The sequence below is a fragment of the Nocardioides sp. zg-1230 genome (assembly GCF_013155335.1).
GTDB lineage: Bacteria > Actinomycetota > Actinomycetes > Propionibacteriales > Nocardioidaceae > Nocardioides.
The window spans coordinates 1308483-1324763 of sequence record NZ_JABJQZ010000001.1; the positions used below are offsets into that span (position 1 = coordinate 1308483).

The window sequence follows — 16281 nt, forward strand, 5'->3', positions numbered from 1 at the left end:
AAAGGCAGACCCACATGAAGTTCCACACCCGGCGGCCGATCGCTCTGGCTGCGATCATCCTCACCGCCTCCGCAGCGCTCACCGCGTGCGGCAGCGACGACGACGGTGGCGACAGCGGCTCCGGCGGCGACGGTGGCGGCTCGCTCAGCATGACCATGCTGCCGAAGAACCTCGGCAACCCCTACTTCGACACCAGCACCGCCGGTGCCCAGGCCGCAGCCGAGGAGCTCGGCGCCGAGCTCGAGGAGGTCGGTCCCGAGACCGCCAGCCCCGACGCCCAGGTGTCGTACATCAACACCGTCGCCCAGCAGGGGAAGGACGCCCTGATCCTGTCGGCCAACGACCCCGAGGCGCTGTGCGACGCGATCGAGGAGGCCCGCTCCGCCGACGTCAAGGTGATCACCTTCGACGCCGACACCAACCCAGAGTGCCGCGACCTGTTCATCAACCAGGCCACGGCCGAGGGCATCGCCGCCAAGCAGCTCGAGCTCATCTCGGAGCAGATCGGTGGCGAGGGCGAGATCGCGATCCTCTCGGCCGCCGCCAACGCGACGAACCAGAACGCGTGGATCGAGATGATGGAGACCGAGCTGGCCGACAACCCGGACTACGCCGGCCTCGAGCTCGTCGACACGGTCTACGGCGACGACGACGACCAGAAGTCCTTCGACCAGACCGAGGCGCTGTTGCAGAACCACCCCGACCTCAAGGGCATCATCTCGCCCACCACGGTCGGCATCGCCGCAGCGGCGCGCTACCTGTCGGACTCGCAGTACAAGGGCAAGGTCGCGCTGACCGGCCTGGGCACGCCCAACCAGATGCGTGAGTACGTCGAGAACGGCACGGTCGAGTCGTTCGCGCTGTGGAACCCGGGTGACCTCGGCGCCCTGGCTGCCTATGCCGCGGCCGCGCTGGCCAACGGTGACATCTCCGGCGAGGAGGGCGACTCCTTCGAGGCCGGTGACCTCGGCGAGTTCGAGGTCGGCGCCGACGGCGTCGTCCTGCTCGGCGAGCCGTTCACCTTCGACGCCGAGAACATCGGCGACTTCGACTTCTGACCCTGATCTGAGTCGAACCCACCTCGTCCCGGGGCCGGCGGCCTCGAGCCGCCGCCGGCCCCGGGGCACCCCACCCAGCACCGTCCGAGAGGAGAGCGCGATGCAGCGCGTCTGCTTCACCCTGCAGGTCCGCACGGACCGCATGGAGGAGTACGCCGAGCGCCACGTGGCCGTGTGGCCCGACATGCTCCGCGCCCTCCGCGACACCGGCTGGACCAACTACTCCCTCTTCCTGCGCGAGGACGGCCTGCTCGTCGGCTACCTCGAGACGCCCGACCTCGCCGCTGCGCAGGAGGGCATGGCCCGCACCGACGTGAACGCCCGGTGGCAGGCGGAGATGGCCGAGTTCTTCGAGGACCTCGACCTCCCGCCCGACCAGGGCTTCTGGCAGCTCACCGAGGTCTTCCACCTCGAGGACCAGCTCGCCACCGCGGCCCCCGGCACCAACTCCGACTCCACGAACACCCCGACAGCTCAGGACCAGTGATGACCAGCTTCTCCACCATCAGCGACCGGCTCGGCGAACTCGCGATCGAGGTGCCGTCCTGGGCCTACGGCAACTCGGGCACCCGCTTCAAGGTGTTCGGCACCCCGGGCACCCCGCGCACCGTCGAGGAGAAGATCGCCGACGCCGCGACCGTGCACCGCTTCACCGGCCTCGCGCCGACCGTGGCGCTCCACATCCCGTGGGACGAGGTCGACGACTACGCCGCGCTGGCGGCGTACGCCAAGGAACAGGGCGTCGCGCTCGGCACGATCAACTCCAACACCTTCCAGGACGACGACTACAAGCTCGGCGCCCTGACCCACACCGACGCAGCGGTCCGCCAGAAGGCGATCGACCACCACTTCGCGTGCATCGAGGTGATGAACCAGACCGGCTCGCGGGACCTCAAGATCTGGCTGGCGGAGGGCACTAACTACCCCGGCCAGGGCGACATGCGCGCCCGGCAGGACCACCTGGCCGAGGGCCTGAGCACGATCTACGACCGGCTCTCCGAGGACCAGCGACTGGTGCTGGAGTACAAGTTCTTCGAGCCGGCGTTCTACCACACAGACGTCCCGGACTGGGGCACGTCGTACGCCCACGTGGCCGCCCTCGGCGACCGCGCCAAGGTGTGCCTCGACACCGGCCACCACGCGCCCGGCACCAACATCGAGTTCATCGTCGCCCAGCTGCTGCGGCTCGGGAAGCTCGGCTCGTTCGACTTCAACAGCCGCTTCTACGCCGACGACGACCTCATCGTCGGGGCGGCCGACCCGTTCCAGCTCTTCCGCATCATGGTCGAGGTGATCCGCGGCGGCGGCTTCGGCGCCGACAGCGACGTCGCGCTGATGCTCGACCAGTGCCACAACATCGAGGACAAGATCCCCGGCCAGATCCGCTCGGTCCTCAACGTCCAGGAGATGACCGCCCGCGCGCTGCTCCTCGACACCGCGGCGCTCGACGAGGCGCGCTCCGCCGGCGACGTGCTGCGCGCCAACGAGATCTTCATGGACGCCTTCTACACCGACGTACGCCGCCACCTGGCGGCGTGGCGCGAGGAGCGCGGCCTGCCCGCGGACCCGATGCGCGCCTACCTCGACTCCGGTTACCAGCAGCAGATCGAGGCCGACCGCGTCGGCGGCTCGCAGCTCAGCTGGAACTGACCCGACCCGACCCCGAAGGAAACCTGCACCGTGAGTGACCTCAACCCCACCGTCGCTGCCCTCGTCGAGCGCTCGAACCGGCTGGGCTCCGACCCGAAGAACACCAACTACGCCGGCGGCAACACCTCCGCCAAGGGCACCGAGACCGACCCGGTCACCGGGGAGGAGGTCGAGCTGCTGTGGGTGAAGGGCTCCGGCGGTGACCTCGGCACACTGACGCCCGGCGGCCTGGCCGTGCTGCGGCTGGACCGGATGCGCGCGCTCGTCGACGTCTACCCCGGCGTGGACCGCGAGGACGAGATGGTTGCGGCCTTCGACTACTGCCTGCACGGCAAGGGCGGTGCCGCGCCGTCGATCGACACCGCGATGCACGGCCTCGTCGACGCCGCGCACGTCGACCACCTGCATCCCGACTCCGGGATCGCCATCGCGACCGCTGCCGACGGCGAGGAGCTGACCTCCACGATCTTCGGCGACCAGGTCGTGTGGGTGCCGTGGCGCCGCCCGGGCTTCCAGCTCGGCCTCGATATCGCGGAGATCAAGGAGAAGAACCCGCAGGCCCGCGGCTGCATCCTCGGCGGCCACGGCATCACCGCGTGGGGCGACACCTCCGAGGAGGCCGAGGCCAACAGCCTCTGGATCATCGAGACCGCCTCCACCTACATCGCCGAGCACTCCAAGGCCGAGCCGTTCGGCCCCGCGCTCGAGGGGTACGCCGCCCTCCCGCGGGCCGAGCGCCGCGCCAAGGCCGCCGCCCTCGCGCCCACCATCCGCGGCATCGCCTCGGCGGACCGTCCGATGGTCGGCCACTTCACCGACGCCGACGTCGTCCTGGAGTTCCTGGCGCACGCCGAGCACCCCCGTCTCGGCGAGCTCGGCACGTCGTGCCCCGACCACTTCCTGCGCACCAAGGTCAAGCCGCTGGTCCTCGACCTGCCGGCGTCCGCCTCGGTCGAGGACAGCATCGCCCGCCTCCAGGAGCTCGCGGTGTCCTACCGCGAGGACTACCAGGGCTACTACGACCGCAACGCCACGCCCGACAGCCCGGCGATCCGCGGCAAGGACCCGCTCATCGTGCTGGTCCCCGGCGTCGGCATGTTCAGCTTCGGCAAGGACAAGCAGACCGCGCGCGTCGCCGGTGAGTTCTACGTCAACGCGATCAACGTGATGCGCGGCGCGGAGGGCTTGTCGACGTACGCCCCCATCGACGAGTCGGAGAAGTTCCGCATCGAGTACTGGGCGCTGGAGGAGGCCAAGCTCCAGCGGATGCCGAAGCCCAAGCCGCTCGCGACCCGCGTCGCCCTCGTCACCGGTGCCGCCTCCGGCATCGGCCTCGCGACCGCGAGGAAGCTCGCGTCCGAGGGCGCCTGCGTCGTCATCGCCGACCTCTCGCTGGAGAAGGCCGAGGCCGCTGCCGCCCAGATCGGGTCTGCCGACGTCACGGTCGGCGTGCAGGTCGACGTGTCCGACGCCGCGGCCGTGCAGGCAGCGCTCGACGCGACGGTGCTGGCGTTCGGTGGTGTCGACCTCGTCGTCAACAACGCCGGCCTCTCGCTGTCGCGCTCACTGCTCGAGACCACCGAGGCCGACTGGGACCTCCAGCACGACGTCATGGCCAAGGGCTCGTTCCTCGTCGCGAAGGCCGCGGCCAAGGCGATGATCGAGCAGGGGATGGGCGGCGACATCGTCTACATCTCCTCGAAGAACTCGATCTTCGCCGGCCCCAACAACGTCGCGTACGGCGCCGCCAAGGCCGACCAGGCGCACCAGGTGCGGCTGCTGGCCGCCGAGCTCGGCGAGCACAGCATCAAGGTCAACGGCGTCAACCCCGACGGCGTCGTGCAGGGCTCCGGCATCTTCGCCTCGGGCTGGGGCGCCAACCGCGCCGCCGTCTACGGCGTCGAGGAGCAGGACCTCGGCAAGTTCTACGCGCAGCGCACGATCCTGAAGCGCGAGGTGCTGCCGGACAACATCGCCAACGCCGTCTTCGTGCTCTGCACCGACGAGCTCAGCCACACCACCGGCCTGCACATCCCCGTCGACGCGGGCGTGGCGGCGGCCTTCCTGCGATGACCGACCTCCGCGTCGCCGCCGTCGACCTGGGCGCCACCAGCGGCCGGGTGATGGCCGCCCGCGTCGGACCGGGGCACCTCTCCCTCAAGGAGGTGCACCGGTTCCCCAATGGCGCGGTCCCGGTCGGCGGCTCACTGTTCTGGGACGTCCTGGGCATCCACCGCGAGGTGCTCGCGGGCATCGCCGAGGTGGCCCGCACCGGCGACCTCGACGGGATCGGCATCGACTCGTGGGCCGTCGACTACGGCCTGCTCGACCGCGACGGCGAGCTGCTGGGCAACCCCTACAGCCACCGCGACCCCCGCACCCGCGACGTACCCGAGCTGGTCGCGAAGAGCATCGACGTGCAGGAGCAGTACGCCGTCAACGGGCTGCAGCAGCTGCCGTTCACCACCGTCTTCCAGCTCGTGGCAGCGCGGGGCACGGCGGCGCTGGAGTCCGCGCACGCCTTGCTGCTGCTGCCCGACCTGCTGGCCTACTGGCTCACCGGAGAGGTGGGGGCAGAGCGCACCAACGCCTCCACCACCGGCCTGCTCGACGTGACGACGGGGGAGTGGTCGAGCGACCTGGCCGCTCGCCTCGGCCTGCCGTGGTCGATCCTCCCGCCGCTGCGCGACGCCGGGTCGCTCGTGGGACCGGTCCGCCCGGAGGTCGCCGCCGATCTGGGCGTCCGGACAGACGTCCCCGTCATCGCCGTGGGGTCCCACGACACCGCCTCGGCAGTGGTCGCCGTACCTGCCGACGCGGACACCTCGTTCGGCTACATCTCCTCGGGCACGTGGTCGCTGGTCGGGCTCGAGCTCGACGAGCCGGTGCTCACGGAAGCGGCCCGCGAGGCCGACTTCACCAACGAGGGCGGCGTCGACGGCACGGTCCGGTTCCTGAAGAACGTGATGGGCCTGTGGGTGCTCTCCGAGTGCCTCCGGGCCTGGCGGGACCGCGGCACCCCGGCCACCGACCTCGCGTCCCTGCTGGCCGACGCGAGCACCGCGGCGCCGCTGCGGACCGTGGTCGACATCAACCACCCCTCGCTCCTGGGCCCCGGCAGCGCCACCGACCCGATGCCCGAGCGGGTCGTCGGGCTGGCTCGCGCGGCCGGCGAACCGGTGCCGCAGACCCCCGGCGAGATCACCCGCTGCATCCTCGACAGCCTCGCGCTCGCCTATCGACGCCACCTCCGCACGGCCGCCCGCCTGGCCGGGCGCGACCTCGACGTCGTGCACGTCGTCGGCGGCGGCTCCCACAACCACCTGCTCTGCCAGCTGACCGCGGATGCCCTCGGCGTACCGGTGCTGGCCGGCCCGGGCGAGGCAGCCGCGCTCGGCAACGCCCTCGTCCAGGCCCGCGCCCTCGGCGCCGACCTCCCCGACCTCGCCGCCATGCGTGCCCTCGTGCGCGAGACCCACGACGTACGACGTCACGACCCGCGCCCCGGCCTCGACTGGGACGCGGCCGACCGCCGCGTCGGCACCACGCCCGCCTGACCCCACCACCTGACCCCAGGAGCCCCGATGGACCAGCCCGGCCCGACCCACCTCACCCGCCGCACCCTGCTCGGTGCGTCGGCCGCCGCAGCGGGCTTCGTCGCTGCCTCCTCCGCCATGCCGGCAGCTGCCGCGCCGGGCGGTGCCTCGGCCGCGACCCAATGGCTCCCCAAGGACCTCGTGCGCCGCTTCGCCCAGCCGGGCACCGCGACCGCCGCTGGCTTCCGCTGGTGGTGGCCCCACGGCCTCGTCGACCCCGTCGAGATCGCCCGCGAGGTCGACCAGGTCGCCGACGCAGGCTTCGGCGTACTCGAGGTTGCAGACGTCACCCACAGCCTCCGCGCCCGCAACATCACGATCGACGTCGGCACGCACGGCTGGGGCACGGCCCCATGGGTCGCCGGCGTGAAGGCCGCGCTGTCGCAGGCGGCGGAGCGCGACGTGCGCATCGACATCACCGTCGGGCCGTCCTGGCCGGCCGCCGTCTCCACCATCACCCCCGACGACGCCGCGGCGTGCACCGAGCTCGCGCACGGCCGGGCCGACCTCGCCGCCGGAGCGACGTACGACGGCCCCGTCCCCGAGGCGGTGCTGCACGCCGAGGGCGCCGTCACGCAGCAGACACTGGTGGCGCTCCAGGCGCACCGCTATACGCCGTCGACCAACACTCGCGTGCTGCCGCAGGTCGACCCTGACTCGTACGTCGACCTGCTCGACCAGGTCGTCGACGGCCGGATCACCTGGACGGCACCGGCCGCGCCCGCCGGCGGGTCGTGGGTGCTGCTGTCCTTCTGGCAGCGTGGCTCGGGCCAGGAGCCCGAGGCCGCCCCGCACACCTCGCCGCGGTCGTACGTCGTCGACCACTTCAGCGCGTTGGGCTCGAGGGCCGTCGTGGACCTGTGGGAGACGAAGGTCCTCGACAGCGAGCTGCGCGGCCTGCTCGGCCGCGCAGGCGGCTACCTCTTCGAGGACTCCCTCGAGATCGAGACCGAGGCGACCATCTGGACGCCGAGGATGTTCGACGAGTTCGAGAAGCGGGCCGGCTACGACCTGCGACCGTGGCTGCCGATCGTGATGGAGCTGAAGGAGAAGTACCTCTTCGACCTCGGCACCGGCGCCAACGCCGCCACCACCGACGCCTTGCGCACCAACCAGGTCCGCGACGACTACAACCAGGTGCTCTCAGACCTCTACCGCGACCACCACCTGCTTCCGCTGCAGGCCTTCGCCCGCACCCTCGGCATGGGCCTGCGCGTCCAGCCCTACGGTCTCGAGACCGACACGGTGGAGCACGCGGCGTTGCTCGACATCCCCGAGACCGAGTCGCTCGGCTTCAAGAACCTCGACGACTACCGGGTGATGGCGGGCGGTCGGGACATGGCCGGCCACACGATCCTGTCCTGCGAGGCCATCTGCTACAACGGCGCGGCCTACAACACGATGCTGGGCGGCAACAGCGCGAGCCCGACGCAGCAGAACCAGGCGCTCTTCACCCTCAACAGCATCTTCGCCGCGGGCGTGAACCAGGCGATCATCCATGGCTTCCCCTACGCGGACGCGCCTGGCGTGACGTGGCCCGGCTTCGCAGCCTTCTCGCCCTACTACAACGGCGCGATCGGCTTCGGCGAGGCGTGGGGGCCGCGGACCCCGCAGTGGCAGCACATGCCGGACATCGCGGCATATCTCTCCCGCACCCAGCTCGTCCTGCAGACCGGCACGCCGAAGTACGACGTCGTCTTCCTCCGGCAGAAGGGCTGGACGTCGACCGGCATCGGCGCCTTCTGGGCCACCAACGACGGCATCCCGCTCGGGTGGACCCACTCCTTCGCGACCCCGGCGCTCCTGGACCTGCCGCTCGCCGAGGTCCGCGACGGCCGGCTGGCTCCCGACGGTCCGGCCTACAAGGCGATGATCATCGGCACCGACCAGTTCCGCGGCCAGGTCGCCACGATGGCCGTCGCCACCGCGCGACGGGTGCTCGAGCTCGGTCGCGCCGGGCTCCCGATCGTCTTCGTGCGTGACTGGTCGGATCCGCGACCCGTCGGCCTGCCCGAGGGGGCGACGGACGCGGAGGTCACTCAGCTGCGCGACCTCGTCGCCCAGATCATGGCGCTGCCCACCACGCGCACGGCGGCCGCCGACGCCGACATCCCGGGCGCGCTCGCGTCGCTCGGGGTCACGCGCGACGTCGAGCACGAGCGTTCGACCGTGATGACACTGCGACGGGTGGTCGGCGACGTCGACCTCTACTACGTCGCCAACGCGCGGCACGCCGAGAACCGTCGTCTCAACCGCGTCACCCAGGACGTCTGGCTGACCACCACGTCACCGCGCGCGGTGCCGGTGGTGCTCGACGCCTGGACGGGTGAGACCCGCCCGGTCGGCCTCTGGGAGCGCCAGGCCGACCGGGTGCGGGTCCGCGTGGACCTCGCTCCTGGTCAGTCCACCGTGATCGCCTTCGCCACCCCGCAGTCGGCCGACCCCGCCCAGCTGCACGCGGTCGCCACCACGGCGCTCGACGTGCTGCGGGAGCCGGGCAGGCTCGTGGCTCGCGCCGGTACCGCCGGCAACCACACCGTCACCCTCGGCGACGGTCGTACGGTCCCCGCCACGATCGACCGGGTCCGCGACCCGGTCGTGCCGTCGTCGTGGCGGCTCGAGGTCGAGGACTGGCAGCCCGGCGCGAGCGCGACCGAGACGGTCAAGCCGCTGCGGACGGCCGAGCTCACCACACTCGTCCCGTGGAGCCAGATCCCCGGGCTCGAGGACGTCTCGGGCATCGGTCGCTACGCCACCGAGGTCGACCTCGGCTCCGACTGGACCGACCGCGACGGCGCCTGGCTCGAGCTCGGCGAGGTCACCGACACCTTCCGGGTCACGGTCAACGGCGTGGCGGTGGGCGGGTGCGACCCGCTCCACCCGCGGGTCGACCTGGCCGGCCTTCTCCAGCCCGGCCGGAACACCATCGAGGTCGAGGTGGCCTCGACCCTCCTCAACCGGCTGCGGACGGTGACGCCCGCTGTCTACGGCGTGGCCCAGCGGCAGGCGTACGGCCTCCTCGGACCCGTCCGCCTGGTGCCCTACGTCGACCAGCCGGTCCGCCGCTGACGATGGACGACAGTCCGGTGCCCCTCGGCCACGACGAGCTCGTCGTGCTGCGCCTGATGGCCGAGGGGCACACGGTGGAGGCGGTCGCGCGCCGCCTCGACGTCTCCGAGCGCACCGTGCGGCGCAAGTCCCGTGCGGCGTGCGCGGCCGTCGGCGTCGACACGACCATCGAGGCGATCGTGTGGGCCGTGCGGCGCCGGCTCATCTGATCGCCTCCCCACCCCGACAACCACCGTCCAGCACCGTGGAAGGATGCCAACCGTGAAGGTCGCCCTCCAGGTCACCTGCGTCAACGACGCCATGTTCCCCGAGACGGGGAAGGCCGTCGTACGGCTGCTGCGCCGTCTCGGCGTCGATGTCGACTTCCCGCAGGCGCAGACCTGTTGCGGGCAGCCGATGGTCAACACCGGATACCTCGACGAGGCCGTGCCGGTGGTGCGGACGTTCGTCGACGCGTTCGCGGGGTACGACGCCATCGTGACGCCGTCGGGCTCGTGCGCCGGGTCGGCCCGGCACCAGCACTCGATCGTCGCCGACCGCTCGGGCGATCCGTCCCTCGTCGCAGCCGTCGCGGAGACCGGACCGCGGACCTACGAGCTGAGCGAGTTCCTCGTCGACGTGCTGGGCGTGACCGACGTCGGCGCCTACTTCCCGCACCGGGTCACCTACCATCCGACCTGCCACAGCCTGCGGATGCTCGGGGTCGGTGACCGGCCGCGGCGGTTGCTGGAGGCGGTGCGCGGGATCCAGCTGGTCGACCTCCCGAACGCGACCGAGTGCTGCGGCTTCGGCGGCACCTTCGCCCTCAAGAACGCCGACACCTCCGTCGCGATGGGGGCCGACAAGGCCCGCCACGTGCGGGACACCGGGGCCGAGGTCCTGGTGGCCGGCGACAACTCCTGCCTGATGCACGTCGGCGGGATGCTCTCGCGCCAGCGCGCCGGCGTACGCGTGATGCATCTCGCCGAGGTGCTGGCCGCCACCGAGGACGACGAGGCCGAGTCGTCCGGACCTGCCGTTGGCGCACGGGCGGAGGGGGCCTGATGAGCGGCACCTTCGTCGGCATGCCGGCCTTCCCGACTGCTGCGCGCGAGGCGCTCGGCGACACCCAGCTGCGGCGCAACCTCGCCCACGCCACCCGCACGATCCGCGACAAGCGCGCCGCGGTCGTCGCCGAGGTGGAGGACTGGGAAGAGCTGCGGGTCGCCGGGGCCGCGGTCAAGGAAGCCGCGCTGCGCGACCTCGCCACCCACCTCGAGACGCTCGAGGAGTCGCTGACCAGGGCTGGCGCGACCGTGCACTGGGCCCGCGACGCCGAGGAGGCCTGCGCGATCGTCGCGTCGGTCGCCCACGGCCACGGCGTCGACGAGGTCGTGAAGGTCAAGTCGATGGCCACCGGCGAGATCGGTCTCAACGAGGCGCTCGAGGCCGAGGGCATCGCGGCCTGGGAGACCGACCTGGCCGAGCTCATCGTGCAGCTGGGGGAGGACCTGCCCTCGCACATCCTGGTGCCGGCGATCCACCGCAACCGTGCCGAGGTGCGCGAGATCTTCCGCCGGCGCATGGGCGCGGTCGGTCGCCCGGCGCCGGACGACCTGACCGACGAGCCGGCCGTCCTGGCCGGGGCGGCGCGGGAGCACCTGCGCGAGAAGTTCCTGCGCGCCAAGGTGGCCGTCAGCGGCGCGAATTTCGCGGTCGCCGACACCGGCACGCTCGTCGTGGTGGAGTCCGAGGGCAACGGACGGATGTGCCTGACCCTGCCCGAGGTGCTGGTCAGCGTGGTCGGCATCGAGAAGGTCGTCGCCACGTGGTCCGACCTCGACCCGATGCTGCGGCTGCTGCCGCGCTCGTCGACCGGTGAGCGGATGAACCCCTACACTTCGACGTGGTCCGGCGTGACGCCCGGCGACGGTCCGCAGGAGGTGCACGTCGTCCTCCTCGACAACGGCCGCACCCGCGCGCTCGCCGACGACGTCGGCCGCCAGGCGCTGCGCTGCATACGCTGCTCGGCGTGCCTCAACGTCTGCCCGGTCTACGAGCGGGTCGGCGGCCACGCCTACGGATCGGTCTACCCCGGCCCGATCGGCGCGATCCTCAACCCGCTCCTCAACGGCGTCTCCGACGAGCAGACCGCGTCCCTGCCGTACGCCTCGTCGCTCTGCGGCGCGTGCTTCGAGGTCTGCCCGGTGCGGATCGACATCCCCTCCGTGCTGGTCGACCAGCGCGCCGCCGTCGTCGACTCCCACCGCGGCGACCGGGTCCCGAAGCCGGAGGCCGTCGCGATGAAGGCCGCGGCCTGGACCTTCTCCGACTCCCGCCGCCTGCGGTGGGCCGAGCGCGCCTCGGGTCTCGCCGGCCGCGTGCTCGGCCGCTTCTCCCGTACGACGCTCCCCGGCGGCCGTACCGCTGCAGGCCGCCTGCCCGGGCCTGCGGCCGGCTGGACCGGGGCACGCGACCTGCCCGCCCCGCCGACGGAGTCCTTCCGCGAGTGGTGGGATCGGACCGACGGGGGCCGTTCATGAGCGCGCGCGACGAGATCCTCGGGCGTGTCCGCTCGGCGCTCGACGGCGTGTCGCCCGCGGTCGACCTTCCGGCGGCCCCTCGGGCCCCCGACCGCGGGGACCTGGTGGCCCTCTTCGACGAACGCGTGGCCGACTACCGCGCGGTGGTCACGCGATGCGCGGCCGCCGACCTGGAGGCCACGGTTGCCGAGGCACTCGGCGGCGCGCGCGCCGTCGTACCTCCCGGCCTCGGGCTCGAGGTGCCCGGCTCCGTCGTCGACGACGGCCTGACCGCCGCCGAGCTCGACGCGATCGACGCCGTCGTCACCCGCGCCCGCGTCGGGATCGCCGAGACCGGCACGATCGTGCTCGACCACGCGCCCGACCAGGGCCGCCGCGCGATCAGCCTCGTCCCCGACCTCCACGTCTGCATCGTCGACGCGAGCCAGGTCGTCGCAGACGTCCCCGACGCGATCGCCCTGCTCGACCCAGCCAGACCTACGACGTGGATCAGCGGGCCGTCGGCGACCAGCGACATCGAGCTCGACCGCGTGGAGGGTGTCCATGGGCCCCGGACGCTGCACGTCGTCCTTGTGGGCTGAAACGTTCGGACCCGTCCCGTGCGCAGCAGTCCGTCGTGACGGCGATGACGGGACCCTCAGCATGACGTCCTAGCAGCCAACCGGTAGGACCTTCGACGCGGTGTGGCTGTCCGGAACCGGTCAGAAGCCTTGTGTCTCACGTCACAGAGTGTGAGCCTGCTCACTGAAACGATTCATCACGAGCAAGGAGCCTTCCGTGCACAGAGGACGCGCACAACGAACCGCGGCTGCGGGCAGCAGAGCACGGCGATGGACCGGTGCCCTCGCAGCCGCTGCAATCGTCGCCGCTCCCGCGCTCGCCGGGTCTGCCGCAGCGGCAGCGGCTCCCGCCGCGGTGACCGTCGACGGCCTGCGCATCGACAACCGTGACGACCAGCCGCTCGGTGTCGACGACACCACTCCCGTACTGAGCTGGCAGCTCGCCGGCCGAGGTGCGGCTGCGCGGCAGACGGCGTACGAGGTGCGCGTCGCCGACGGGACCGGCCAACCGCTGTGGAACTCCGGGAAGGTGAGCGGGGCGACCACGCAGGTGGAGTACGACGGTGCGCCGCTCACGTCCCGCACCGAGGTGTCGTGGCAGGTCCGCGTCTGGGACGGCGAGGGTGATGCCTCGGCGTGGAGCGATGCGTCCGCTTTCGAGATGGGCCTTCTCGACGAGGCCGACTGGGACGGTGCGCGGTGGATCCAGTCCCCCCAACCGCCGTCCAACCGCGGCGAGACGATCGAGCTGGGTGAGCAGTCCGGCCGCTACGTGCGCATGGACGTCACCAAGCTCGGGCTGCCGATCCACGAGCCTTCCTACGGCCTCGTCTCCCGCATCATGCTCTCCGAGATGGAGGTCCTCGCGCCCGACGGCACGAACCTCGCGGTCGGCAGGAGCGTGTCGGTCCACGACCAGTTCGCCTGCCCCGGCTGCGGTACCAAGCTGCTCACCGACGGCAAGATCATCAGCCCCGGCTACGCCAGCCGGCAGTCGACCACCCAAGAGCTCGCTACCTCGAAGTGGGTTCAGATCGACCTCGGCTCGGTCCAGACGTTCGACCGCCTCGTGCTCTACCCCCGCACCGACGCGCGGACCCCTGAGGGGCTGATCCCTCACTTCCCGGTCGACTTCACTGTGCGCGTCTCGTCGACGGGCGCCCCGACCGCGGACAACATCGTCAAGACGGTCACCGACCAGCCCAACCCGGAGGGTCCCGACACCGACAACCCGTTGCCCATCTTCGCCAAGCCCTTCGAGGCCGAGAAGGAGCTCACCGCCGCGCGGCTCTACGTCGCCGGCCTCGGTGCCTACGAGGCGACGGTGAACGGCACGAACGTCACCGACACCGTGCTCAACCCGGGGGTCACCAACCCGTTGCGCTCGGTCGAGTACGGCACGTACGACGTCACCGACCTCGTCCAGGGCGGCGACAACACCCTGGGCGTCGCGCTCGGCAATGGGCAGACCAACGTCTACCCGCAGACCAACTCTGTCGCGGGTCGCACCGATGTCTACACGAAGTTCAACTCGCGCCCGGTCCCCGCCGGCACGCTGACCGCGGACGTCGCGGAGGGCGACACCGCGGTCCAGCTCTCTGGAGTGACCGGCTACGCCGTCGGCGACACCGTCAACGTCGACACCGGTGACGGCGGGAGCCGCCTGGAGTCGCGCCGGGTGACCGCGGTCAACGGCAACGTCCTCACGGTCGGCAGCGCGTTCGGCGAGAGCCACAGCAGCGGCGCCGTCGTGGTCGGCTCGGGTCCTTCCAACGTCGCCCAGATGGCGGTCTCGCCGCGTCTGATCGCGCGCCTGGAGCTGAGGTACGCCGACGGCACGTCCTCGTCGATCGCCAGCGACCCGAGCTGGCGCTACAAGGACGGCCCGACGACCACCGACAACTGGTACTCCGGCACCGACTACGACGCACGCCTCGTGGAGGCCGGCTGGGACGAGCCGGGCGCTGACCTGTCCGAGGCCAAGGGCTGGGCGGACTCGTGGATCACGTCGCCGCCCTCGCTCGACACCGAGCTCACGTGGCGCCAGGCCCCGCCGGTGCGCGTGCAGACGGAGTTCCGGTCGACCCAAGCCGCGATCAAGCAGATCGCCCCCGGCTCCTGGTCCTTCGACCTCGGCCAGAACTTCGCCGGCATGCCGCAGCTCAACTTGCCTCCCGGCACCGTCCCGGCCGGCACGACCATCCGGATGACCCCAGGTGAGAGCCGGGGCGGCAACGGCGTGGTCAGCACGGCGTCAGCGGGCTCGGCCACAGGCATCCTCAACACGTACACCACCTCGGGTGCCGCGGGCGGCGAGAGCTTCACGCCGCAGTTCATGTACCACGGCTTCCAGCACGTCCAGGTGGACGGCCTCCCTGCCGACTTCACCCCGACGCCGGACGCCCTCGTCGGGCTTGCCACCAACGCCGACGTCCCCTCGGGCGGTGGCGTCATCACTGACAACGAGCTGATCAACAAAGTCCACGGGATGTCGGAGTGGTCCATCCGCTCCAACATGCAATCGATCTTCACCGACTGCCCACACCGCGAGAAGCTCGGTTGGCTGGCCGACATGATCCAGTCGATGGGTGCGATCGAGTCGAACTTCGACGTCTCCGCCTACCTGCGCGGCATGCAGCGCCAGATGTTCGAGTCGCAGCAGCCGGGCGGCCTCGTCCCGGGCACCGCGCCGGAGTTCCCGATCTTCGGGGGCGGGTACCGCGACGACGTCAACTGGGGCGGTGCGTTCATCCTGACGCCCTACGAGCTCTGGCGGACGTATGACGACACCGCCACGATGGCGGAGTACTACGAGCCGATGCAGGACTACCTCGCCTACGTCCGCGCGCAGGTCAAGGACGGCCTGCTCGTCAGCGGTCTCGGCGACTGGATCGCCGGCGACACCACGACCCCGCGTGACGCCACCGGCACCTACGGCCTGTTCGTGATGGCCACCCAGCTGGGTGAGATGGCTGCCGAGCTCGGTCACACAGACGACGCCGCCGACTACCGCCAGCTCGCGACCAGCCTGGGCGAGGCCTTCCACGCGAAGTTCTACAACCCGACCGCGAAGTCGTACACCAACGCTGGACCCAACGGAACGACCGGCTCGCAGACGCTGGACGCGTTGCCGCTGGCCATGGGCATCGTCCCGGCCGAGGACAAGGAGGCGGTGCTCGACGACCTCGAGCGGCGCATCCGCAGCTACCACCCCGGCGCCAACGGCAGCGGCCCGCACATGTCCGGCGGCACCGTCGGCCTCCAGCCGACCTACCGCGTTCTGATGGAGAACGGTCGAAGCGAGCTGCTCTGGGAGGTGCTGCAGGAGCCGACGGCGCCGAGCTACGCCAACTTCGTCGCCCAGGGCCGCACCACGATCCCCGAGTCGTGGGACTTCGCGGGCTCGCAGAACCACATGATCCTGCTGCAGGTCGACGAGTGGTTCAACGCCGGCCTCGCCGGGATCCAGCAGGCGAAGGGCTCCAAGGGCTTCGACGAGATCGTCATCCGGCCGCAGCCCGCCGGCACGCTCAACCACGTCGCGGGCAAGCGGGAGACCCCCCACGGCACCGCGTCGAGCGAGTGGACCCGCAACGCCGCTGGGATGCTCGAGCTGAAGGTCACCATCCCGGCCAACACCACCGGTGAGGTCTGGGTCCCGACGCTGGGCAAGGGTGTCGTGGCCCCACCCGCGGCCACCTACGTCCGCGACCAGACAGTGGGCGACACGACGTACGCCGTCTACACCGTGGTCCCGGGCTCCTACACGTTCCGCGGTGGAGTCGGCTCCCCGAGGCAGCAGGTGCCTCGCTGACAACGGCGCAGT

Annotated in this window: 11 protein-coding genes; all 11 read left to right on the forward strand. The window is 71.3% G+C overall.

Annotated features, from left to right (window positions below):
- The first annotated feature begins 14 nt into the window (after positions 1 to 14).
- The 11 genes from rhaS (at position 15) to HOO61_RS06440 (ending at position 16269) form a co-directional block, all read left to right on the forward strand.
- Positions 15 to 1058 carry a rhamnose ABC transporter substrate-binding protein gene (rhaS, locus tag HOO61_RS06390; RefSeq protein ID WP_172257770.1) on the forward strand — a complete coding sequence of 348 codons (1044 nt, stop codon included), beginning with the start codon at positions 15 to 17 and terminating at the stop codon, positions 1056 to 1058.
- A 100-nt stretch (positions 1059 to 1158) separates the two neighbouring features.
- Entirely contained in the window at positions 1159 to 1545 is a 387-nt protein-coding gene (locus HOO61_RS06395; protein WP_172257771.1) for an L-rhamnose mutarotase, read from the forward strand.
- On the forward strand, positions 1545 to 2708 hold the full coding sequence (rhaI, locus tag HOO61_RS06400; RefSeq protein WP_172257772.1) for an L-rhamnose isomerase: 1164 nt from the start codon (positions 1545 to 1547) through the stop codon (positions 2706 to 2708). Before HOO61_RS06395 ends, rhaI begins: the two co-directional genes overlap by 1 nt.
- Before the next feature lie 30 nt (positions 2709 to 2738).
- Positions 2739 to 4781: a bifunctional aldolase/short-chain dehydrogenase gene (locus HOO61_RS06405; protein ID WP_172257773.1), complete on the forward strand. Its 2043-nt coding sequence runs from the start codon at positions 2739 to 2741 to the stop codon at positions 4779 to 4781.
- Entirely contained in the window at positions 4778 to 6265 is a 1488-nt protein-coding gene (locus HOO61_RS06410) for a rhamnulokinase family protein (protein ID WP_172257774.1), read from the forward strand. The genes HOO61_RS06405 and HOO61_RS06410 overlap by 4 nt, the downstream gene beginning before the upstream one ends.
- A gap of 27 nt (positions 6266 to 6292) precedes the next feature.
- Complete coding sequence (locus HOO61_RS06415; protein ID WP_172257775.1) at positions 6293 to 9373, forward strand: glycosyl hydrolase; 3081 nt, start codon at positions 6293 to 6295, stop codon at positions 9371 to 9373.
- Between the two features lie 2 nt (positions 9374 to 9375).
- Positions 9376 to 9582 carry a LuxR C-terminal-related transcriptional regulator gene (locus tag HOO61_RS06420; RefSeq protein WP_172257776.1) on the forward strand — a complete coding sequence of 69 codons (207 nt, stop codon included), beginning with the start codon at positions 9376 to 9378 and terminating at the stop codon, positions 9580 to 9582.
- A gap of 43 nt (positions 9583 to 9625) precedes the next feature.
- Entirely contained in the window at positions 9626 to 10417 is a 792-nt protein-coding gene (locus HOO61_RS06425) for a (Fe-S)-binding protein (protein WP_172257777.1), read from the forward strand.
- Positions 10417 to 11895, forward strand: coding sequence for a lactate utilization protein B (locus HOO61_RS06430; protein WP_172257778.1), 1479 nt, complete (start codon positions 10417 to 10419; stop codon positions 11893 to 11895). The genes HOO61_RS06425 and HOO61_RS06430 overlap by 1 nt, the downstream gene beginning before the upstream one ends.
- The gene (locus HOO61_RS06435; protein WP_172257779.1) at positions 11892 to 12476 is read left to right on the forward strand and encodes an LUD domain-containing protein; all 585 of its coding nucleotides are present in this window, start codon (positions 11892 to 11894) and stop codon (positions 12474 to 12476) included. The genes HOO61_RS06430 and HOO61_RS06435 overlap by 4 nt, the downstream gene beginning before the upstream one ends.
- Before the next feature lie 196 nt (positions 12477 to 12672).
- Entirely contained in the window at positions 12673 to 16269 is a 3597-nt protein-coding gene (locus HOO61_RS06440; protein ID WP_172257780.1) for a family 78 glycoside hydrolase catalytic domain, read from the forward strand.
- The last annotated feature ends 12 nt before the right edge of the window (positions 16270 to 16281 follow it).

Bases quoted from the DNA above. Each gene is read 5' to 3' on its own strand.
- HOO61_RS06410 (WP_172257774.1), top strand. From the start codon at position 4,778: ATGACCGACCTCCGCGTCGCCGCCGTCGACCTGGGCGCCACCAGCGGC.
- HOO61_RS06420 (WP_172257776.1), top strand. From the start codon at position 9,376: ATGGACGACAGTCCGGTGCCCCTCGGCCACGACGAGCTCGTCGTGCTG.
- HOO61_RS06425 (WP_172257777.1), top strand. From the start codon at position 9,626: ATGCCAACCGTGAAGGTCGCCCTCCAGGTCACCTGCGTCAACGACGCC.
- rhaS (WP_172257770.1), top strand. From the start codon at position 15: ATGAAGTTCCACACCCGGCGGCCGATCGCTCTGGCTGCGATCATCCTC.
- HOO61_RS06430 (WP_172257778.1), top strand. From the start codon at position 10,417: ATGAGCGGCACCTTCGTCGGCATGCCGGCCTTCCCGACTGCTGCGCGC.
- HOO61_RS06395 (WP_172257771.1), top strand. From the start codon at position 1,159: ATGCAGCGCGTCTGCTTCACCCTGCAGGTCCGCACGGACCGCATGGAG.
- HOO61_RS06435 (WP_172257779.1), top strand. From the start codon at position 11,892: ATGAGCGCGCGCGACGAGATCCTCGGGCGTGTCCGCTCGGCGCTCGAC.
- HOO61_RS06415 (WP_172257775.1), top strand. From the start codon at position 6,293: ATGGACCAGCCCGGCCCGACCCACCTCACCCGCCGCACCCTGCTCGGT.
- rhaI (WP_172257772.1), top strand. From the start codon at position 1,545: ATGACCAGCTTCTCCACCATCAGCGACCGGCTCGGCGAACTCGCGATC.